Source organism: Sphingomonas sp. PP-CE-3A-406, from assembly GCF_003688625.1.
Classification (GTDB): domain Bacteria; phylum Pseudomonadota; class Alphaproteobacteria; order Sphingomonadales; family Sphingomonadaceae; genus Sphingomonas.
On sequence record NZ_RCWY01000002.1, the window covers coordinates 689,707 to 711,241 of the forward strand.

The following is a 21,535-nucleotide window of genomic DNA, read 5'->3' on the forward strand; positions in this document are numbered from 1 at the left end:
CTGCGCTCCGTTACTCCCAGCTTTCCAATTGGGCCCCGGCCTCCGCCGGGGTGGTGCAGACGACCAAGTGCCCCTCTAACTTCTTGTTCTCCCGCGAAGGCGGGGAGCCCAGTCTGGATCCCCGCCTTCGCGGGGAAACACGCTTACCTACCCCTCTCCCCTCGGGGAGAGGGAAGGGGCCCGCCCGGCGCTTGCCGGGTGGGAAGGGTGAGGGCACGTGCGTTACCGCGAAGCCGCCATAGTCCGCCGGTACATCACCCAGGTCAGCACCGCGAACAGCAGCGTTCCGCCAATCAGCGCCACGCTCGCAAACCCGTCCCCAACCAACGCCAACGGCGTTTCCTTGTTGGTCAGATACACGATCCCCGCAAAGCCGACGCCCCACAGCGACTCCCCGACGATCATCCCCGTCGCGGTCAGCACACCCATCCGCTTGGCAAGCTCGGGATCGCGAGCCCGGTCCGCCCAGCGATCATACGCAAACCCCACGACCGCCCCGATCGTAACCGGCAACGTCACCGACATCGGCAGATACACGCCGAGCCCAACGCCCAAAGGCGGCAACCGCAGCTTCCCCGCCTTGCCAAGCAACTCGTCGACCGCGATCACCAAAACGCCCGTTAGCGCCCCATACCCGATCATCGCCCAGTTGAGGTTCCCCCCCAGCACGCCCTTCGCGAGCGCCGAGATCAACGCCGCCTGAGGCGCCGCCAGCGCATTCGGCCCCGCCCCCGGCGCACCGGCAAACCCGAGCGTGCTCCCGAGCAGGTTCAGCACCGGCGGCACCACGATCGACCCGAACACCACGCCGATCAACAACGCGACCTGCTGCTTCCACGGCGTTGCACCAACCAGCTGGCCCGTCTTCAGATCCTGCAGGTTGTCGTTCGAGATCGTCGCGATCCCGAACACGATGCCCGTCACGATCAGCCCGTAGGCGACCAAGGCCTGCGTCGTGCCCGGCTCGACCGCGCGACCGAACCACGACACCAGCAGGATCGACGCCGCGAGGATGGCGAGGATGCCGATCCCCGACACCGGCGAGTTCGACGCGCCGATCAGCCCCGCCATGTACCCGCAGACCGCCGCAATCACGAGGCCGATGACGAGGATGAACACGAGGCTCCCCGCGATCAGCCCGATCGCCGAAGCCTCGAGCGGCCCGCCCTGCAACACCGTCCAGAGCAGGATGCCGATCGGCACCAGCATTACCAGCGACCCGATCCCGACAACCCCGATCGGAATGTCGCGCTCCTCCAAAGCCAGCACTTCGCCGCCGCGCTTGGCCGCAGAGGCCGCCAACGCCGAGCGCACGCCGCCCACGACCGGCCCGGCGATCTTCAACAACGTCCAGATCGCCGCAACGCCGATCACGCCCGCGCCAAAGAAGCGGACGTCCGAGCGGAACACGGTGTTGGCGATCACCTCGGTGGTGCCGGTGACGCTGCCGCCCGAGGTCAGGATCGGCAGCAGGATCCACCAGCCGATCACCACGCCCGCGAACATCGCCATGCCGACCGAGATACCGACCAGATGCCCCGCGCCGAGCAAGGCGAACGACAGCCCGCCCGAAATCCCGGTCGCGCCCGCGCCGACGCGGAACCACGTCGCGGCCTCCGCGGCGGCGAGCTTGGTCTGCGTCAGGATCGCAAACCCGGCCGAGACGACCGCGTTGGCGACGATGATGCCCAGCCCGCGCGCGCTCTCCTCGCCGCCCTCGCGACTACCCGCGCCGACCTTCAGCACCTCCGCCGCGGCGCGGCCCTCCGGATACGGCAGCACCGTGTCGACGACGAGCGCACGGCGCAGCGGTACCGAGAACAGCACGCCGAGCACGCCGCCGAACATCGTGATCGCCGCGGTGGTGAAGAACGGAAAGCCCTGCCACCAGCCGATCATCACGAGGCCGGGCAACACGAAGATGATCGCGGCGAGCGTGCCCGCGGCGGACGCGATCGTCTGGACGATGTTGTTCTCGAGGATCGTCGAATCCTTGAACAACCGCAGCACCGCCATCGAGATCACCGCGGCGGGGATCGACGTCGCGAACGTCAGCCCGATCTTGAGCCCGAGATAGACGTTCGCCGCGGTGAACAGCAGCGTGATGATCCCGCCGAGCACGATCCCGCGAAACGTAAGCTCGCGCATGCTGGTCTCGGGGCCCGTGTCGGTTACGCCCCGCGTCGCGTCGGTCATGTCGTCAGCCTCAAAGCAATTTGGGCGACTTGTGGCATGATGTGCGATCAGAGGAAACAGTATCGACCGTAACTAGCCAGTTCTCCTGCGAAGGCGGGAGTCCAGACTAGGCTCCCGTCTTCGCGGGAGAACAAGGAGGAGCGAGCCCCCCCCTCCCCGAACCTACCGCGCCGCCATCCGCCGCGCGAAATGGACCTCGACCGCCCGCGTGACGCTCTCCGCGATCCGGTGCCGCCCCTCTTCGCTATCCAGGAACGCCGCATCCTGCGGGTTCGAGATATACCCAGTCTCGAACAGGATCGACGGCATGTCGGGCGCCTTCAGCACCATCAGCGACGCCATCCGGTGGAAGTTTGCCTTCAACGGCATCAACGGCCTGGCCTCACGCCCAAGCAACCGCGCGAAGGTCGCCGACGCATTCATCGTCTCGCGCTGCGTCAGGTCGATCAGGATCGACGACACGTCCGCGGGCGCCTCGCCGAGGTTCACGCCGGAGATCACGTCCGCCTTGTTCTCGCGCGCCGCCAGCCGCGCCGCCTCCTTGTCCGACGCCACCTCCGACAACGTGTACGCCGTCGCCCCGGTCGCGTTCTCCGACCCAGTGCTGTCACAGTGGATCGAGATGAACAGGTCACCCTTGAGCCGCCGAGCAACCCCATACCGCTCGCGCAAGATCAGATAGCGGTCGTCGTTCCGCGTCAGCGCCACGCGCACGCGCCCAGACGCCAGCAATTCGTCGCGGATCGCCTTGGCGACCTTCAGCGTCACGTCCTTTTCGCGCAGCCCGTTCGGCCCGATCGCGCCCGGATCGACACCGCCGTGCCCCGCATCGATCACCACGAGCGGTCGCGTATCGTCGCCCTGCACGCGCGGCAGTTTCATACCCCGCGCCTTGGGCGGCACCGGCACCGACACCTTGTACTTGGGCCGCGAGCCTGCGCCGAAATTGAACGGGAAGAAATTCAGCGGCCCGGCGATCCCCGCTTCCGCGAACTGGTCGTAATCGACCGTGCGCAACGCCAGCGTCAGCTCGCGCCCATCGGAGTCGAACCCGCCATCGGTGACGATCGCCGGCTCGGCCAGATCGAACACCATCCGCATCCCCGACCGCCCGCTGCGCATCTGCGTGACGCCGGTCACCAGCCCGCGCCCGGCAACCTCGCGGCCCGGAGACGCGCCCGACACGTCGACCGCGATCTGGCGCGGGCCGGTCAGCACGCGGCTGGCGGCATCGCCGACCGCCTCGTCGAAGCGGATGACGATCCGCCCGTCCCTGATCGCGACGCTCTGCACGGTCGCCGCCCAGGCGGGGACGCTCGCCAGCCAGCCGGCGATGAGGGCGATGACCGTCAACACCTCGCGTCCTTGCCGTGCGGTCCTGCCGCCGGTCCAGCGAAAACCCATGCTACACCCCTTTGATCGATACATCCGATCTCTGTGAGCGAGCGATAGCGCCTCGCATCACAAGACGCGGTTGCGCAGTGCGGTTAATTTGCCGTTTGCCATGTATTTGCCGGCAAGGCTCTGCCGCCCCGGCAAGTCTGCGTCCCCCCGCCCCTAATTCGAGCCGAAACGCCCACGAAAGCGACGGTTCCGGGGCCAGTTGCGAGATCGGGTATGCAGTGCTAGTCGTGTCGTACAGCCGTGTGTCGCCTGGATTTTACCAGCGACGCGCCGGTCTCGACGCCCGCCAGCGGATTCTCGCCGGCGCGGCAATTCAGGTTGACGCTCGAATGACGCATTCCCCCCGCCCCGCACTCCGACCGGCCTTCGCCGACGGACTCGCGGTCGTGCGGGCGCCGCAGGGAGAGTTCCCGCGGCATGCACTTCGCGCAGAGGCAGTTTCGCATACCATCCGCGAGTCCGGGCGTCCGTGCCCGACCGCACCACCATCAAGCGCGCGACGGCTGCCGACAGGCCCGGCGCGCGCGCGGAGAATCTATAATGACAACGCGCATGCTGATCGACGCACGCCACCGGGAAGAGACCCGGATCGCAGTCGTCAAGGGTAACCGGATCGAGGAATTCGATTTCGAGAGTGCCGAACGCAAGCAGCTCAAGGGCAATATCTACCTCGCCAAGGTCACGCGGGTCGAGCCGTCGCTCCAGGCGGCGTTCATCGATTACGGCGGCAATCGCCACGGTTTCCTCGCGTTCAGCGAAATCCACCCCGATTACTACCAGATCCCCAAGGAAGATCGCGACGCGCTGCTCCGTGAGGAAGCAGAGCACGCCGCCGAGGAAGCAGCCCTTCGCGCCGACTACGACTCGGACGACGAAGAGGGTGACGACGAGGACGACATTGAGCGCTTCGAGGACGATGGCGGTGTAGACCCCGACGTCGCAGAAGAACTCGAAGGCAGCGAGTCTGGCGAAGCCCCGCGACGGAAACGCAAGCCGAGCGCCGACGATGCCGCGGTCGAGGACTTGCGCGAGCGTCGCATGAACCTGCGCCGCCGCTACAAGATCCAGGACGTGATCCATCGCCGCCAGGTGCTGCTCGTCCAGGTCGTCAAGGAGGAGCGCGGCAACAAGGGCGCGGCGCTGACCACGTACCTGAGCCTCGCCGGTCGCTACTGCGTGCTGATGCCGAACACGTCGCACGGCGGCGGAATCTCGCGCAAGATCAGCAACGCAGGCGATCGCAAGCGCCTCAAGACGATCATGGCCGACATGCAGCTGCCGCCCTCGATGGGCTGCATCGTCCGCACCGCGGGCCTCCAGCGCTCGAAAGTCGAGATCAAGCGCGACTTCGATTACCTCGCCCGCCTGTGGGACGGCATCCGCGAAGCCACGCTCAAGGCGTCGGCCCCCGCGCTCGTCTACGGCGACAGCGACCTGATCAAGCGCGCGATCCGCGACATCTACAACAAGGAAATCGAAGAGGTCATCGTCGAGGGCGAGGACGGCTATCGCCAGGCGCGCGAGTTCATGCGCCTGCTGATGCCGACGCACGCGCGGCGCATCAAGCATTACGCCGATCCCGTGCCGCTGTTTCAGCGCGCCGGCGTCGAGGATCAGCTTGCCGCGATGTACCACCCCGTCGTCCAGCTGAAGTCGGGCGGCTACCTCGTCATCAACCCGACCGAGGCACTCGTCTCGATCGACATCAACTCGGGCCGCTCGACGCGCGAGCATTCGATCGAACAGACCGCGACCGCGACCAACCTCGAGGCCGCCCAGGAAATCGGCCGCCAGCTCCGCCTGCGCGACATGGCCGGGCTCGTCGTCATCGACTTCATCGACATGGATAACAATTCCAACGTCCGTAAGGTCGAGAAGGCGATGAAGGAGGCGCTCAAGAACGATCGCGCGCGCATCCAGATCGGTCGCATCTCGTCGTTCGGCCTGATGGAAATGAGCCGCCAGCGCCTCCGCACCGGCGTGCTCGAAGCGTCGACCCGCGCCTGCCCGCATTGCGAGGGCACCGGCCTGGTCCGCACCGCATCGTCGTCGGGCATCTCGGCACTCCGCCTGATCGAGGACGAGGCCGCACGCGGTCGCGGTTCGCTGCTCACCCTGCGCGCGAGCCAGGAAGCGGCGGTCTACATCCTCAACCGCAAGCGTGCCGACATCGCCGAGATCGAGGATCGCTACGGCGTGATCGTCGAGATCATCCCCGGCCAGGACGAGGAAGGCGCGCACATGACGGTCGAGGCCAGCGGCCCGCCGCCCGCGCATGCGCCGAAGTTCGTGCAGATCATCGAGGAAGACGAGGACGACCTCCCCGAGGAGATCGAGGAAGAGATCGAGGAAGAGGAAGTCGAGGAGGCCGAAGCCGAGCAGCCGCGTCGTCGTGAGGGCGGTCGCGAAGGTAACGGCGAGCAGCGTGCGCCCCGTGAGGCTCGCGATGCGGACGGTGAAGGCGGCAAGAAGCGTCGTCGTCGCCGCGGTCGTCGCGGTCGTGCACGTCCCGGTGAGGAAGGTGCAGCAGAGGGCGTCAACGAGGACGGTACGTTCGAGGACGCCGACACCAACGTCGAGGAAATCGACGAGGTCGAGGGCGACATCGTCGAAGTCGGCGGTGGCGAAATGGTCTCGGCTGGTGCGCCATCCGAGCAGGCCAATGGCGCAGAGGGCGAAGGTCGTCGTCGTCGCGGTCGTCGGGGACGTCGTGGCGGTCGCCGCAACGAGCAGGGCGCCGAGAACGGCCAGTCGGTCGCCGTCAGCAGCGTCGACGATGCCCAGCTGATCGCCGAGGCTCCAGAAGCGGAAGCGTACGAGCCGGTCGAGTCGACCTATGCCGAGCCGCCTTACGAGCCAGCGTTCGAGCCGGTCGTCGAGGAAGCCCCGGTGGCGGAAGTCGCCGAGGGTCCGAAGATGCGCCGTCGTCCGCGTGCCCGTGCGGCAGCCGCAGCGGCGAACATCGCCGAGGCGGTCGCCGATGCAGCCCCCAAGGCTCGCCGTGGCCGCAAGCCACGCGCGGTCGAGGCGGACGCCGAGACGGTTGCACCGGAGCCAGTGGTTCCGGCGCCGATCGCTCCGGAGCCCGTCGCTGCCGAGCCGGCTGCACCGAAGCCCGGTCGTCGCCGTCGCGAAGCGGTCGCAGAGGCCACGATGGACGAGGTGAGCGCAACGCCCGCCGAGACCATCGAAGCGTCGGCGCCCAAGCCCAAGCGTGCGCGTCGCAAGGCGTCGGACGCGGTGGTCGAAGCCCCGGTAGTCGAGGAAGCGCCCCCCAAGGTCGCCAAGCCCCGCGGTCGCCCGCGGAAAGCAGCGGTGGTCGACGCCGGCGATGCCGCCCCGACCAGCGAACCCCTCGCCGAGCCGATCGCGACCACCCCGCCCAAGGCCGAAGTCCAGCCCCAGGACGTCGCGCCCCCCCGTACCGACGACGGCGCCAACGACGACCCCGACGGCGCCCCCCGCCGCGGCTGGTGGCAGCGCACCTTCGGCTAACGCCGGACGCCGTGACGAAGGAAACGGGCGCGACCGAAAGGCCGCGCCCGTTTTCGTTTGTAGGGGGCGGGAGGGGCGTGAGACCGCACGCTATCCGTCACCATCCAAAGCTTCCCGTGGTAACGGCGAACGGCAAAAAGCTTGTATCCCCGCGAAGGCGGGGACCCAGACTGGGCACCCGCCTTCGCGGGTGAACAAGCCACGGGGGCAGCCCGGGGTTTGTGTTCCAGCCCCGTAGTGAGGCACGCCGAATTCCCCCCACCCACCACCACCCCGGCGAAGGCCGGGGCCCAATTGGAAAGGTGGCAATAACGAAGCGCCACCCTCAGTTAGCCCGGTCCCCCAATTGGGCCCCGGCCTTCGCCGGGGTGGTAGCTATTCCGCGGCACCGTCTCGAACGCGTCCTCATGCCACTCCAAACCGCAACCCACACCCCAAACCAAAACCCGTCACCCCAGCGAAAGCTGGGGTATCCCACGTGGCACGCGACACCCGCCAAACCATGAGATCCCAGCTTCCGCTGGAATGACGGTCGGAGAGAAACGAGCACCACGCCCCCCAGCGACCCAACACCCCCCGCAAACCCCTGTCCTACACCCCCAAACCCTGCTCCCCTCCCCCAATGCCACACTCCCACCAACCGCAAAACAGCTCCCAGCGTCTGCACTTCCTATACTTCACTCCATCGCACGCCCGACCGCACGACCATTGCCCCCCCGCCCCCAATCGACGATACCCCGTAAAATGAAGCGCTTCGTAGCCGCCGCAGCCACCGCCCTCCTCCTCTGGACGACGCCCCTCCAGGCCCAGTCGATCCTCCGCGACGCCGAGACCGAAACCATGTTCGCGGAGATGTCCAACCCGCTGATCAAGGCGGCCGGGCTCTCGACGCGCGACGTGAAGGTCGTCCTCATCAACGACGAGTCGATCAACGCCTTCGTCGCCGGCGGCCAGACCGTCTACGTCCACTCGGGCCTGATCCAGGCTGCCGACAACGCCAACGAAGTCCAGGGCGTCATCGCGCACGAGCTCGGCCACATCGCCGACGGCCACGTCGTCCTCGCCGACCGCGGCACCAAGCCGGCAATGGGCATGTACCTGCTCTCGATGGTCCTCGGCCTAGCCGCGATGGCGGCCGGCAGCGGCGAAGCAGGCGCCGGCATCATGGCGGCGGGCCAGCAGGCGGCGATGGGCAGCTATCTCTCGTTCAGCCGCGTCCAGGAATCCACCGCCGACGCGACCGGCGCGAAATTCCTCCGCGAGGCCAACGTCTCAGGCCGCGGCATGCTGAGCTTCTTCAAGAAATTGCAGCAGCAGGAATATCGCTTCGGCACCGCCAACATCGATCCCTTCATGCAGTCGCACCCGCTCTCGGGCGAGCGCGTCGCGACGCTCACCGCCGACCTGCAAGCCTCGCCCGCCTGGGCCAACAAACCCGACGCCGCGCTGGAAGAACGCTTCCGCCGCGTGAAGGCCAAACTCGCCGGCTACGTCATGCCCGCCGATCAGACGCTGCAAGCCTACCCGCCCTCGAACCAGTCGATCTACGCCCACTACGCCCGCGCCTACGCGTATCACAAAGCCGGCTACCCCGACAAAGCAGACGCCGAGGCCAACGCACTGGTGAAGGCCGAGCCCACCGACCCGTATTTCCTCGAGATCAAGGGTCAGATTTTGCTCGAAGCGGGCAAGCCGACCGAGTCGCTGGTCCCTCTACGCGAAGCCACGGAGGGTTCTCGCAACAACCCGCTAATCGCCACGACCTTCGGCCACGCGCTGATCGCGACCGAGAACAAGGCGAACTACCCCGAGGCCACCAGGGTCCTGCGCACCGCAGTCGGCCGCGACGACCAGAACCCGTTCGCCTGGATGCAGCTCGGCACCGTCTACGAACTGACCGGCGATACCGCGCGCGCCGCGCTCGCCACCGCCGAGCGCGCCAGCATGGGCGGCGACATGCGGACCGCCTCGGCGAGCGCGCAGTATGCGCTGGCGAACATCCCGGCGAACACCACCGACTGGATCCGCGCACAGGATATCGCGATGGCCGCGCAGAACGAGATGGACGACAATCCCAAGCAGTATAAGCGCCGCAAATGAGCAAACTTACATTCCCGGCGATCGCTATTGCCGGCGCCGTCATCGGAGGCCTCGCGGTCTGGGGCTTTGACCGCCAGGGCGGCGGCGTCGAGCGCGCGCAGGTCGAATCCATCGTCCACGACTACGTCCTCGCGCACCCCGAAATCCTCCCCGAAGCAATGGAGAAACTCCGCGACCGCGAGTCCGGCAAGACCGTCACCGCCAACCGCGACGCGATCGTCACCCCGTTCGGCAGCGCCTGGGCCGGCAACCCCAAGGGTGACGTCACGCTCGTCGAGTATTTCGACTATAATTGCGGATACTGCCGCGCGAGCCTGCCGATGATCGCCAAGCTGATCGCCGCCGACCCCAAGGTCCGCGTGGTCTTCCGCGAACTCCCGATCCTCAGCGCCGAAAGCCGCATCGCCGCGCGCGCGAGTCTTGCCGCCGCACAACAGGGCAAGTTCGCCACCTTCCACGACGCGCTCTACGCCGGCGGCCCGGTCAGTGACGCCTCGATCGCCGCGGCTGCGGGCAAAGCCGGGGTCGACACGACGCAAGCGAGCTTCACCAAGACCGCCGACGCCGAGATCGCCAAGAACATGGAAACCGCCGCCAAACTCGGCATGACCGGCACGCCAAGCTGGGTGGTCGGCGACCGGGTCCTGTCCGGCGCGTTGCCGCTCGAAGACCTCGAGAAAGCGGTAGCTGCAGCGCGAGCGGGCTAATCCCACCCACTCCCGTCATCCTGACGAAAGTCAGGATCCAGAGCCACAATCGGAACGCGCATGGCTCTGGATCCTGGGTCGAGCCCAGGATGACGGGATTTGGGCAGCCCGCCCCCTATCAATAGGCACGTGCCACCCCCATCTTCCCCTCACAAAAAGGGGTGCCAATGACCGAACCGATCCTGTCCATCGCGGGCGTCACGAAAACCTACAAGAGCGGCACCACAGCCCTCCACCCCGTCGACCTCGACATCCAGAAAGGCGAGATCTTCGCCCTCCTCGGCCCCAACGGCGCCGGCAAGACGACGCTCATCAGCATCATCTGCGGCATCGTCACGCCGTCCGCCGGCACGATCAAGGTTGCCGGCTACGACGCGATCCGCGACTATAAGCAGGCGCGCAGCCGCATCGGCCTCGTCCCGCAGGAACTCAACGTCGACATGTTCGAGACGGTACTCGCCACCGTCACCTTCAGCCGCCGCCTGTTCGGCCGCTCGGGCCACAGCGCGTACATCGAACAGGTGCTCCGCGACCTCTCGCTCTGGGACAAGCGCGACGCGAAGATCCGCGAACTTTCGGGCGGGATGAAGCGCCGCGTGCTGATCGCGAAAGCGCTCGCGCACGAACCCGAAATCCTGTTCCTCGACGAGCCCACCGCGGGCGTCGACGTGGCGCTGCGTCGCGACATGTGGAAGCTCGTCCACCGCCTGCGCGAAGGCGGCACGACGATCATCCTGACGACGCATTACATCGAGGAGGCCGAGGAAATGGCCGACCGCGTCGGCGTCATCAACAAGGGCAAGTTGCTCCTCGTCGACGACAAGGCATCGCTGATGAAGAAGCTCGGCAAGCGCGAACTCGACATCGCGCTTCAGGACCCGATGACGACGATTCCCGCCGACCTCGCAGAGTGGGACCTGTCGCTGGAAGACGACGGCAAGCGCCTCCGCTACGTGTTCGACGCACAGGCCGACCACACCGGCATCCCGTCGCTGCTGCGCAAACTCAGCGAACTCGGCATCGGCTTCAAGGACCTCGAAACCAGCAAATCGAGCCTCGAAGACATCTTCGTCGATCTCGTCGGAGAACGCGCATGAATACCCACGGCATCTGGGCGATCTATCGCTTCGAAATGGCGCGCGCGCTGCGCACCCTGTGGCAGAGCCTGGTCACGCCCGTCCTCACCACCTCGCTGTATTTCATCGTCTTTGGCGGCGCGATCGGCAGTCGCATGCAACAAGTCGGCGGCGTCGGCTACGGCAGCTTCATCGTCCCCGGCCTGATCATGCTGTCGCTGCTCACGCAGAGCATCTCGAACGCGTCGATCGGCATCTACTTCCCGAAGTTCACCGGCACGATCTACGAGCTGTTGTCGGCGCCCGTCTCGGCGATGGAGATGGTGATCGGCTATGTCGGCGCGGCGACCACCAAGTCGGTGATCCTCGGGCTGATCATCCTCGCGACCGCGTCGTTTTTCGTGCCGCTCCGGATCGAGCATCCGTTCGCGATGATCGCGTTCCTGATCCTCACCGCGGTCGCGTTCAGCCTGTTCGGGTTCATCATCGGCGTCTGGGCCAACGGCTTCGAGCAGCTGAACTTCGTCCCCGCGCTGCTGATCACGCCGCTGACGTTCCTGGGCGGCGCGTTCTACTCGATCGACATGCTGCCCCAGCCGTGGCGCACGTTCAGCCTGTTCAACCCGGTCGTCTACCTGGTGAGCGGTTTCCGCTGGAGCTTCTTCGGGGTCGGCGATGTCGCGGTCGGGGTGAGCTTGGCGGTTACGGCCGGTTTCCTGGCGGCATGCCTGATCGCGATCGCGTGGATCTTCAAAACCGGCTGGCGGATGAAGAACTGATCGGGTGGAGGCTGACCACGTCGGTAGCGTAAGTTCAGTCGCCCTTGTTCTCCCGCGAAGGCGGGAGCCCAGTCTGGGTCCCCGCCTTCGCGGGGAAACATTCTTTGGGAGCGCTCTGAGCTAAATCGAAGGCACCACCCCGGCGAAGGCCGGGGCCCAGTTGGGGAACGTTGCTGACGAAGGGCAACGCTCCGTTACTGCGACCTTTCCAATTGGGCCCCGGCCTTCGCCGGGGTGGTGCTTCCTTTCTGACCGGGAGCGTCGCCCAAATCAGTCAGTCCGATGCTCGCCCTTGACCCAACGCACCGTCCCCGACGACGCCCGCATCACCACGCTCTCGGTGGTCATCTTGCCCTTCTTCCGCTTCACGCCAGCCAACAACGACCCATCGGTAACGCCGGTCGCCGCGAAGATACAGTCGCCCTTCGCCAGCTCGGACAGGTCATACTGCTTGTCGAGATCGGTGATCCCCCACTTCGCAGCGCGCCCACGCTCGTCGTCGTTGCGGAACAGCAGCCGGCCCTTGAACTGCCCGCCGACGCAGCGCAGCGCCGCGCACGCCAGCACGCCCTCGGGCGCGCCGCCGGAGCCCATGTACACGTCGACGGTCGTCTCGGGATCCGACGTCGCGATCACGCCGGCGACGTCGCCGTCACCGATCAGCATGATCCCGCAGCCGACTTTCCGGAGCTCGGCGATCAGCGCCTCGTGACGCGGCCGGTCGAGCACGCACACGATCAGGTCGCGCGCCGGCACGCCCTTTGCGGCGGCCACGGCATTGATGTTCTCGGTCGGGGTCTTGTCGAGATCGATGATGCCCTCGGGATAGCCCGGCCCGACCGCGATCTTGTCCATGTAGACGTCGGGCGCGTTGAGCAGCCCGCCCTCCTCGGCGATCGCCAGCACGGCGAGGCTGTTCGGCCCCGCGGTCGCGCAGATCGTCGTGCCTTCGAGCGGATCGAGCGCGATGTCGATCTTCGGACCCTTGCCGATCGCGGAGCCGACCTTCTCGCCGATGAACAGCATCGGAGCCTCGTCGCGCTCGCCCTCGCCGATCACGACGGTGCCGTCCATGTACAGCGAGTTGAGCGCCTCGCGCATAGCCTCGACCGCGGCCGCATCCGCCGCCTTCTCGTCACCGCGCCCGACGAGCGTGGAGGCGGCGATCGCTGCGGCCTCGGTCACGCGGACCATTTCGAGGACGAGGACGCGGTCGAGAACCTGGCTTGCGGCAGCGGTCAAAATATTTCTCCTCGGAATGTTTCGGCGGGGATAGGCAGCAGTCGCAGCATTGTCGACCCGATCAGTCCCTGAGCAGGTCGTTGATGCTGGTCTTGGAGCGGGTTTGCGCGTCGACCCGTTTGACAATCACGGCGCAATACAAGGCCGGTTTCCCGTCCCCGCCGCCGATCGAGCCCGGCACGACCACCGCGTACGGCGGCACTTCGCCCTTGAACACTTCGCCGGTCGCGCGGTCGATGATCTTGGTCGACGCGCCCAGATACACGCCCATCGACAGCACCGCGCCCTCGCCGACGCGGACGCCCTCGGCCACTTCCGCGCGCGCGCCGATGAACGCGCCATCGCCGATGATGACGGGATCCGCCTGCAACGGCTCGAGCACGCCGCCGATGCCAGCACCGCCCGACAGATGGACGTTCTTGCCGATCTGCGCGCACGACCCGACCGTCGCCCAGGCGTCGACCATCGTCCCCTCGCCGACATACGCGCCGATATTGACGAAGCTCGGCATCAGGATCGCACCCTTGGCGATGAAGCTCCCGCGTCGCGCGACCGCACCCGGCACGACGCGGATACCCGCCGAGCGGAACTCCGCCTCGCCCCAGCTCGAGAACTTCGACGGCACCTTGTCGAACCCCGGGGACCCCGCCGAACCGCCGTCGATCACGACGTTGTCGTTGAGCCGGAACGACAGCAGCACCGCCTTCTTCAGCCACTGGTTGACCTGCCAGCCGTCAGCCGTCGGCTCGGCAACGCGCGCGGTCCCTGCGTCCAGCATCGCCAGCGCGGACTCGACGGCGTCGCGCACTTCGCCCTTGGTATCGAGTCCGAGGTTCGCGCGATCGTCCCAGGCGGCGTCGATGATGGTCTGCAAGGTCATGATGTCTCCAGGATGGTTTCGAGCCACGGCGCAAGCACCGGCACGGTAAAATCGATGTGATCGCGCGCCGCGTCGGGCGACTGCTCGGAGCCGTTGTCGATCCACACGGTGGTCATCCCGATCGCCTTGGCCGGCGCCAGGTTGCGCGCCATGTCGTCCGCGAACAGCGACTCCCGCGGATCGATGTCGAACGCCGCGCAGAACCCGGCATAGGCCGACGCATGCGGCTTCGGCATCAGGTTCATCGCGTGGATGTCGTGGATCGCCTCGAAGCTCTCGCTCAACCCGAGACGCTCCAGAATCCGCGCCGCATACGGCGTGTCGCCATTGGTGAAGACGAGCTTGCGCCCCGGCAGCTTGGCGATCGCGGCGACCAGCGGCGCGTCATGCTCGATCACGTCCATCTCGATATCGTGGACATGCGCCAGGAACGCGTGCGGATCGACGTGATGTTCGGCCATCAACCCCGACAGCGTCGTGCCGTGATTGTGGAAATACCCCTTCTGCACGCGCCGCGCCTCGTCATGCTCCAACCCCAGCAGATCCTGGATGAACCCGGTCATCCGCGCATCGACCTGCGCGAACAGGTCCGCGCTCGCCGGGTACAGCGTGTTGTCGAGATCGAAGATCCAGTTGCGGACATGGTTTAGGCGGGCAAGCATCGCGCGAACCTCTAGGCATCACGCGGTGACGGGGCAAGCCAGGGCCCGCCGCACGGTGATCTCCTGCGCTGGTGTTTACGATCGAGTAACGCTTTTCATTCCAATAGCTTGATGGGGAATAAGGGGTGAGATTCATGCGACGCATAAAGGCTGGCCTACTGCGGTCCGCGACCATAGCGACGGGACTTCTCGTCGCCGCCTGTGGCGGTGGGGGCAGCGGCGGCATCAACAGCACGCCGGCTCCTCCGGCAGCGCCCACCCCAACACCCACGCCAGTTCCGACGCCAACGCCAACACCAACACCCGCCCCGACGCCTGCTCCCACGCCGACTCCATCCGGCAACGATACCGCCGAATACCGCGCGACCGTCGGTGCGGTCTCGATGAACGCGCTCGCCGCGTATAACGTCGGAGCCACCGGCAAGGGCATCAACGTCGGCGTCATCGACAGCGGCATCGACCTGCAAAGCCAGGAATTCGGCACCCGCGTCTCGTCAGCGTCGCAGGACGTTGCCGGCAACAGCACGATCGACGACGAAGGCGGCCACGGCACCGCGGTCGCCTTCACGCTCGCAGGCCGGCGGAACGGCGCAGGCTCGCACGGTGTGGCGTTCGACGCGACGCTGATCGTGCTGCGCGCCGACCGCCCCGGCACCTGCGCCACTGCCAGCAAGGACGACAAGGATTCGGGCTGCAAGTTCGGCACCGATGCGATCACCAAGGGGCTCGACGCGGCCCGGACGGCGGGCGCGAAGGTCGTCAACATCTCGCTCGGCGGCTCCGAAATGCCGCAAAGCCTAAAGGATGCGATCGGCCGCGCGACCGCCGCCGGGCTCGTCGTCGTGATCGCGGCGGGCAACGACGGCTCGGTCAATCCCGATCCCTTCACCAATGTCGCCGGCGAAGTGCAGGGCCGCAATCAGGTCATCATCGCCGGTTCGGTCGGATCCGCGGACGGTATCTCGACCTTCAGCGACAAGGCCGGCAGCGGCGCCGCACATTTCCTGACCGCGGTCGGCGAAGGCGTCCGCGCGCCCGACGCGACCGATACCGCCTATATCTGGTCGGGCACCTCGTTCGCCGCGCCACAAATCTCCGGCGCGGTCGCGTTGCTGGCGCAGGCCTTCCCCAACCTCACCGGCGCGCAGATCGTCGACATCCTGTTCAAGAGCGCACGCGATGCCGGCGCGCCGGGCGTCGATGCGGTCTACGGCAACGGCGTCCTCGACCTGACGCGCGCGTTCCAGCCGCTCGGCGCGATGTCGGTCGCCGGCTCGAAGACGGTCGTCTCGACGACCGGCAACGCCACCCTGTCCGCGCCGATGGGTGACGCCGCGCAGGGCGAACTCGGCGCGGTGATCCTCGACGGCTACAGCCGCGCGTTCGCAATCGACCTCGCCAAGACGATCGCGCGTCGCAGCCCCGACCGCTCACTGGGCGGCGCGCTCCAATCGCGATTCCGCACCGTCGCACTGGCGCAAGGCGGCATGACCGTCTCGATGACGCTCGCGCCACGGGCCAACGGCGACATCGCGCTCGATCGCACCTCGCTCTCCACCGCCGACGCGACCAGCGCGCGCGCGATCGCCGGGATGGTGACGCAGAAACTCGGCAGCACGCTGTCGTTCGGGTTCGCCTTCGCACAAGGCTCGGGCGCGCTTAGCGCACAGCTCTCCGGCCAGTCCGAACCCGCCTTCCTGATCGCCAACACCGGCGGCCTTGGCTTCGATAGCAACACGAAAGCCTCGAGCGCGATGCGGCAGAGCGTCGGCGGGTTCGGCTTCACCGCCGGAATCGAGAATGGCGACGTCCTGACGCAGCGCGACGGCGACCTCCGCCTGCGCGACCGCTGGCAACGCTCGGGCTACAACCGCGCCTCGTTGACCGTCGACCGCCGCTTCGGCGCGCTGTCGACGATGGTGGCCGCGACGCGCATGGACGAGCGGGATACCGTCCTCGGCGCGCGATTCGACGCGGCGCTCGGCGCGACCCGCGCGGCAACGTGGTTCGTCGATACCAAGGCGCGGTTCGATGCGGGTAGCGGCTGGAGCATCGGCGGATCGATGCGCCAGGGCTGGACCCGCGCAGCGGTGCGCGGCGGTCTCAGCGGCGACGGCCTCGTCCGCACCAACGCCTTCGCGGCCGACATCGGCAAGGACGGCGTGTTCGGCCACGACACGCTCGGTCTCCGCGTCGCACAACCGTTGCGTGTGGCGCGCGGCGGGATCGACCTCGGGCTCCCGACCTATTTCGACTACGCCAGCAACACCGTCACCGACTGGACCACGCAACGCCTCAACCTCGCCCCGCAAGGCCGCGAACTCGATGTCGAGATGCGCTACGGCGTCCCCGCGTTCGGCGGCGGCCTCGACACCAACCTGTTCTTCCGCCGCGACCCCGGCAACTTCGCCGCGCTCCCGAACGACTATGGCATGGCGATGCGCTACAGCCTGGGGTTCTGATCCCCCCGCCCCCCAATCCGTCATCCTGACGAACGTCAGGATGACGAACGTGAGAGACCGGCGGGGCTGGATAAGCTACCGCTCGGTACCTATCTCTGCCGCATGACACGCTATTCCCTGCTCGATCTGGTTCCCGTCATCGAAGGCGGCACCGTCTCCCAATCGCTCGCCAACGCGGCCGACCTCGCGCGGCACGCCGAGAGCGTCGGGTTCCAGCGCTACTGGGTCGCCGAACATCACGGCATGACGGGCATCGCGTCGGCCGCGACCGCCGTCGTGATCGCGCACATCGCCGCCGCCACGAAGACCATCCGCGTAGGCTCGGGTGGCATCATGCTTCCCAACCACGCGCCGCTGACGATCGCCGAGCAGTTCGGCACGCTCGACGCGCTGTTCCCCGGCCGTATCGATCTTGGCCTCGGCCGCGCGCCGGGTTCGGACCAGCGCGTCGCGCGGGCGATGCGCCGCACGCTCGAGACCGACGCCAACGCCTTCCCGCAGGACGTGATGGAGCTCCAGAGCTACTTCGCCAACGACGGCCAGACCGGCATCGTCGCGACCCCGGGCGCCGGCGCGGACGTCGAGATGTGGATCCTCGGCTCCAGCACGTTCGGCGCACAGCTGGCGGCGGCGCTGGGCCTGCCCTACGCGTTCGCCTCGCACTTCGCGCCCGATGCGCTGGATGCCGCACTGGCAATCTACCGCCGCGACTTCCGCCCCTCGGCGCGGCTTGCCAAGCCGCACGTCATGGCCGGCTTCAACGTGTTCGCAGCCGAGACCGACGCGGAAGCCGAACTGCTCGCCACATCGCAGCAGCAGTCGTTCGTGGCGTTGCGCACCGGCAACCCCGGCCAGATGAAGCCACCCCTCGCCGGCTACCGCGAGTCGCTCGGCGCGCAGGGCAACCAGATCCTCGACCACGTCCTGCAATGCTCGGCGGTCGGCAGCCCGGCCAAGGTCGCGCGCGGCATCGCGGCGTTCGTCGAGCGGACCGGCGTCGACGAGGTCATGGTGACCAGCGCGATCTACGACCACGAGGCCCGCAAGCGGAGTTTGTCGATCACGGCCGACGTGATGCAGGAGCTGAAGATCGCCGCTTAAGCCAGCGGATTCCCCCCTCCCTGAAAGGGAGGGGACGGGGGTGGGTCGGTTTCCGCATGTGCGCACGTCGTTGCTAAAACCGGCCAACCCACCCCCTACCTTCCAGGGAGGGGGACATGTGGCGTTAGAAGCGGCCGGCCCTACTCCCCCGCCCATTCCTTCAGCAGCGTATACGCAATCGCATAAGGCGGCGGCGCCACGAACGGCCCCTCCTCCCCGCGCAACACCGCGCGCACCATCTCGCGCGGCACCCACATCGCATCCTCGAGCTCGTTCACATCGAGCGTGATCGCATCGTCCTCTGCCTCCGCGACGCATGCCATCATCAGCGAAGACGGAAACGGCCAGGGCTGGCTCGCAACATACCGCACCTTGCCGACCCGCACACCCGACTCCTCAAGGATCTCACGCGCGACCGCTTCCTCGATCGACTCGGCCGGCTCGACGAAACCGGCCAGCGCGGAATACCGCCCCGCCGGCCACCCCTTGCCGCGCCCGAGCAGCGCACGCCCGTCATGCTCGGCGATCATGATGACGACCGGATCGACGCGCGGGAAATGCTCGGTCCCGCAGTTCGGGCACTTCCGCGCCCACCCCGCCCGGAACATCTCGGTCGGCGAACCGCACTTCGCGCAGAAGCCGTGCCGGACATGCCAGTCGATGACACTGCGCGCGCCAGCGTACGTCGCCGCCTCACCCGGCGCGAGCGCGGCGAGCACCGCCATCAGCGCAGGCGACCGCATCGCCGGCGCATTGTCGACGCGCATGCCCGCCAGCAGCGCCGCGAAATGCGGCCGCCCGCTCTCGTCGAGCCCAAGCAGGATAGGCTCGGCATCGTCGGGCATGTCCGCCATCGACGTCCAGGCCAGGTGTCCGTCGTCGGTCGTGCCCGGCAGCAGCCCGTCGAGCACCAGCAACCGCGCCCGCCAATCGCGCTGCGCCGCCGCCAGCCCTTCGGGATCGTGCCGCAAAGCATCGGACCGGTCGAGCGTCCCACCGGTGAACCCAGGTGCGTCCATCACGCTCATCGGCGCAACCTCGCCGCATCCTGGAGCAGCGCCGCGACCACCTGCTGGCGGAGCGGTATCCGGTCCGCCGGGAAGTAATTGACCATCACGTTGCCGCGCGAATGCTTCGACGGATCGACCCAGGCTATCGTCCCCGCCGCGCCGCCCCAGGCATAGGTGCCCTTGCCCGGACCGTTCGGCGTCGTGGTCAGCACCACGGAACCGCCCGCGCCAAAGCCCATGTTGCTCCCCTGCGTCCCCCCGGTACCGCCACCAACTCCGCCGAACACGACGCCCGCCGGCAACAGATTCGACGTCGCCAGCGCGATCGTCTCGGGCTTCATCACGCGCACGCCGTCGAGCGCGCCGCCGTCCTGGATCATGTGCAGGAACCGGTCGTAGTCACGCGCCGACATCACCAGGCCAGCGCCACCATACGGGAAGCTCGGCTTCTGCAGGAACACCGACGTCGCCGCCGGATCGAGCGGCGTCCGCGTATCGCCGATGAACGCGTAGTTGGTCGCGAGCCGCCCGACCTCGCGCTGCGGCACCTGCCAGAAGCTGGACTTCATCTTCAGCGGATCGAACAGTCGCGTCTGCACGAACCGTTCGAAGCTCATGCCCGACGCGACCTCGATCACGCGGCCCATCACGTCGAGCCCGATCGAATAGCTCCACTTGGTGCCGGGGTCCGCGATCAGCGGCAGCGTCGCGACGCGGTTCGCGAACTCCTCGAGCGATTTCGGCCGGACGGGCCGCATCTTCTCTTCCATCGCCGCGCTGACCGACAGCGGCAGGATCCCGAGCCGCTCATATTCCTTGAGCAGCGGCCCCTTGGTGACGATCGTGTAGCCGAGCCCGGCGGTATGCGTCAGCAGGTTGCGGATCGTGATCGGCCGCGTCGCCGGGCGCGTGGCGAGCGACGTATCGGGGCTGGTCGCGACCTTCATGTCCTTGAACGCCGGTATATATTTGCTGACCGGGTCGTCGAGGTTGAGCTTGCCGTCCTCGACCAGCATCATCGCCGACATGCCCGTGATCGGCTTGGACATCGAATAGACGCGCCACAGCGAATCGGGGCCGGCGGCGGGTGCGTTCGGATCGTCGCTGATCTTTCCGGCAGAGGGAAACAAGGTCGGGCCTTCGCCCACACCGAATGCGCCGACGACTCCCGGCATCTTGTTCTGCGCGACATAGCCATCGAACAACGCGGTAGTCGCGGGCAGCAGCGCGTTGACCGGAATCGTCATCCGGGGCGTTGGCCGAGCCTGCGGGCTCACCTGCGGACGCGGCTGCGCCTGCTGGGCATAGGCCGTGGCGGCAGCCAATGCGGCGAGGCCGCCCGTCGAAATCCAGTGCACCAGTTTCATGCAGCTCTCCGTATGGCTTTGCCGGCTTTGGCGAAAACGGTCGGAAGCCCGGCGGTATCCAGCTCGTCGATCGGCCACCATTCGCTTGCCGTTGGAACGCGCGGTTGATGCGCCTCGACCGTCGCCACCGCAAGCGTCAGTTGCAGATCGAAATGGGTAAATCCGTGCGCCACGTTCTCGTCCAGCATCCGCCAGTCCGCCTGCGCCGGCGCGTCCTCGAAACCGGGTGAAGCCGCGCCCCAAGGCCCGGTCGGAAACGCGCGCATCCCGCCCAGCAGACCCTTGTCCGGCCGCCGCACCAGCAACACCTGCCCGTCGCGCTCCAGCCAGAAGATCGTCCCGTACCGCTGAGGCTTGGCCGCCTTCTTCGCCTTCACCGGCAACCGCTCCGGCGCGCCCTGAGCGAAACCCTCGCAAAACGCGCGGATCGGACACAGCAAACATTTCGGCGCGCGCGTCGTACAGATCCCCGACCCCAGATCCATCATCGCCTGTGCGAAATCGCCCGCCCGAGCATCCGGCGTGATCGAGTCCGCCGCGACCCGAATCGCAGGCCGCGCCGCCGGCAAGGACGTCTGAATCGCAAACAGCCGCGCAACCACTCGCTCGACATTCGCGTCGACCACCACCGCCCGCTCGCCAAACGCGATCGCCGCCACCGCCGCGGCCGTATAAGCGCCGAGCCCCGGCAGCGCGCGCAGCTCCACCTCGGTCCCCGGAAACACGCCGCCATGCTCGGCGACCACGGCCTTCGCCGCCTTCACCAGATTGCGCGCCCGAGCATAATAGCCAAGCCCCGCCCAGGCCGCCATCACATCGGCATCGTCCGCCGCCGCCAAGCTCGCGAAATCCGGCCACCGCGCGGTCCACGCGAGGAACCGCGGCGTCACCGCGGCCACCGTCGTCTGCTGCAACATCACCTCGGACAGCCACACCCGGTACGGATCGACCGCCTCTCCCGGCTTCGCGCGCCACGGCAGGTCGCGACGATGCGCGTCATACCAGTCGAGCAGGGCCCCGGAGACCGAAGAGCGCTTGGCGTTCACGCGTCGCC

15 protein-coding genes are annotated in these 21,535 nt (G+C 67.4%); 7 read left to right on the forward strand and 8 right to left on the reverse strand.

The window, feature by feature from the left end:
- Positions 1 to 222 precede the first annotated feature (222 nt).
- Together C8J44_RS09655 and C8J44_RS09660 are read right to left on the reverse strand one after the other, a co-directional pair.
- On the reverse strand, positions 223 to 2,196 hold the full coding sequence (locus C8J44_RS09655) for an OPT family oligopeptide transporter (RefSeq protein WP_259466794.1): 1,974 nt from the start codon (positions 2,194 to 2,196) through the stop codon (positions 223 to 225).
- A gap of 162 nt (positions 2,197 to 2,358) precedes the next feature.
- Positions 2,359 to 3,600: an N-acetylmuramoyl-L-alanine amidase gene (locus C8J44_RS09660; protein ID WP_121904314.1), complete on the reverse strand. Its 1,242-nt coding sequence runs from the start codon at positions 3,598 to 3,600 to the stop codon at positions 2,359 to 2,361.
- A gap of 540 nt (positions 3,601 to 4,140) precedes the next feature.
- On the opposite strand from C8J44_RS09660, the gene C8J44_RS09665 reads away from it, so the two are divergent.
- The 5 genes from C8J44_RS09665 (at position 4,141) to C8J44_RS09685 (ending at position 11,757) form a co-directional block, all read left to right on the forward strand.
- Complete coding sequence (locus C8J44_RS09665) at positions 4,141 to 7,095, forward strand: ribonuclease E/G (protein WP_259466795.1); 2,955 nt, start codon at positions 4,141 to 4,143, stop codon at positions 7,093 to 7,095.
- Positions 7,096 to 7,839: 744 nt separating this feature from the next.
- Positions 7,840 to 9,195, forward strand: coding sequence for a M48 family metalloprotease (locus C8J44_RS09670; RefSeq protein WP_056051639.1), 1,356 nt, complete (start codon positions 7,840 to 7,842; stop codon positions 9,193 to 9,195).
- On the forward strand, positions 9,192 to 9,902 hold the full coding sequence (locus C8J44_RS09675) for a DsbA family protein (protein WP_121904316.1): 711 nt from the start codon (positions 9,192 to 9,194) through the stop codon (positions 9,900 to 9,902). The genes C8J44_RS09670 and C8J44_RS09675 overlap by 4 nt, the downstream gene beginning before the upstream one ends.
- Before the next feature lie 167 nt (positions 9,903 to 10,069).
- The gene (locus C8J44_RS09680) at positions 10,070 to 10,999 is read left to right on the forward strand and encodes an ABC transporter ATP-binding protein (RefSeq protein ID WP_121904317.1); all 930 of its coding nucleotides are present in this window, start codon (positions 10,070 to 10,072) and stop codon (positions 10,997 to 10,999) included.
- Complete coding sequence (locus C8J44_RS09685) at positions 10,996 to 11,757, forward strand: ABC transporter permease (RefSeq protein WP_060526780.1); 762 nt, start codon at positions 10,996 to 10,998, stop codon at positions 11,755 to 11,757. The genes C8J44_RS09680 and C8J44_RS09685 overlap by 4 nt, the downstream gene beginning before the upstream one ends.
- 270 nt (positions 11,758 to 12,027) lie before the next feature.
- On the opposite strand, the gene glpX is transcribed toward C8J44_RS09685, so the two are convergent.
- The 3 genes from glpX to C8J44_RS09700 all read right to left on the reverse strand — a co-directional run bounded on the left by glpX (position 12,028) and on the right by C8J44_RS09700 (position 14,541).
- Complete coding sequence (glpX, locus tag C8J44_RS09690) at positions 12,028 to 12,999, reverse strand: class II fructose-bisphosphatase (RefSeq protein ID WP_107963207.1); 972 nt, start codon at positions 12,997 to 12,999, stop codon at positions 12,028 to 12,030.
- Positions 13,000 to 13,060: 61 nt separating this feature from the next.
- Positions 13,061 to 13,879, reverse strand: coding sequence for a 2,3,4,5-tetrahydropyridine-2,6-dicarboxylate N-succinyltransferase (gene dapD, locus C8J44_RS09695; RefSeq protein WP_121904318.1), 819 nt, complete (start codon positions 13,877 to 13,879; stop codon positions 13,061 to 13,063).
- A complete protein-coding gene (locus C8J44_RS09700; protein WP_121904319.1) occupies positions 13,876 to 14,541 on the reverse strand; it encodes a pyrimidine 5'-nucleotidase in 666 nt (221 codons plus the stop codon). Before C8J44_RS09700 ends, dapD begins: the two co-directional genes overlap by 4 nt.
- Positions 14,542 to 14,924: 383 nt before the next feature.
- Here C8J44_RS09700 and C8J44_RS09705 point away from each other — a divergent pair, with 383 nt between their 5' ends.
- Both C8J44_RS09705 and C8J44_RS09710 read left to right on the forward strand, forming a co-directional pair.
- Complete coding sequence (locus C8J44_RS09705; RefSeq protein WP_259466796.1) at positions 14,925 to 17,003, forward strand: S8 family peptidase; 2,079 nt, start codon at positions 14,925 to 14,927, stop codon at positions 17,001 to 17,003.
- Between the two features lie 102 nt (positions 17,004 to 17,105).
- Positions 17,106 to 18,104, forward strand: a complete 999-nt coding sequence (locus tag C8J44_RS09710) for an LLM class flavin-dependent oxidoreductase (protein ID WP_093398758.1) — start codon at positions 17,106 to 17,108, stop codon at positions 18,102 to 18,104.
- A 140-nt stretch (positions 18,105 to 18,244) separates the two neighbouring features.
- On the opposite strand, the gene nudC is transcribed toward C8J44_RS09710, so the two are convergent.
- The 3 genes from nudC to C8J44_RS09725 are packed head-to-tail and all read right to left on the reverse strand — an operon-like array spanning position 18,245 to position 21,527.
- Positions 18,245 to 19,123, reverse strand: a complete 879-nt coding sequence (gene nudC / locus C8J44_RS09715; RefSeq protein ID WP_121904688.1) for an NAD(+) diphosphatase — start codon at positions 19,121 to 19,123, stop codon at positions 18,245 to 18,247.
- A 5-nt stretch (positions 19,124 to 19,128) separates the two neighbouring features.
- A complete protein-coding gene (locus C8J44_RS09720) occupies positions 19,129 to 20,481 on the reverse strand; it encodes a serine hydrolase (protein WP_121904321.1) in 1,353 nt (450 codons plus the stop codon).
- On the reverse strand, positions 20,478 to 21,527 hold the full coding sequence (locus tag C8J44_RS09725) for an A/G-specific adenine glycosylase (RefSeq protein ID WP_404969194.1): 1,050 nt from the start codon (positions 21,525 to 21,527) through the stop codon (positions 20,478 to 20,480). The genes C8J44_RS09720 and C8J44_RS09725 overlap by 4 nt, the downstream gene beginning before the upstream one ends.
- Positions 21,528 to 21,535 lie beyond the last annotated feature (8 nt).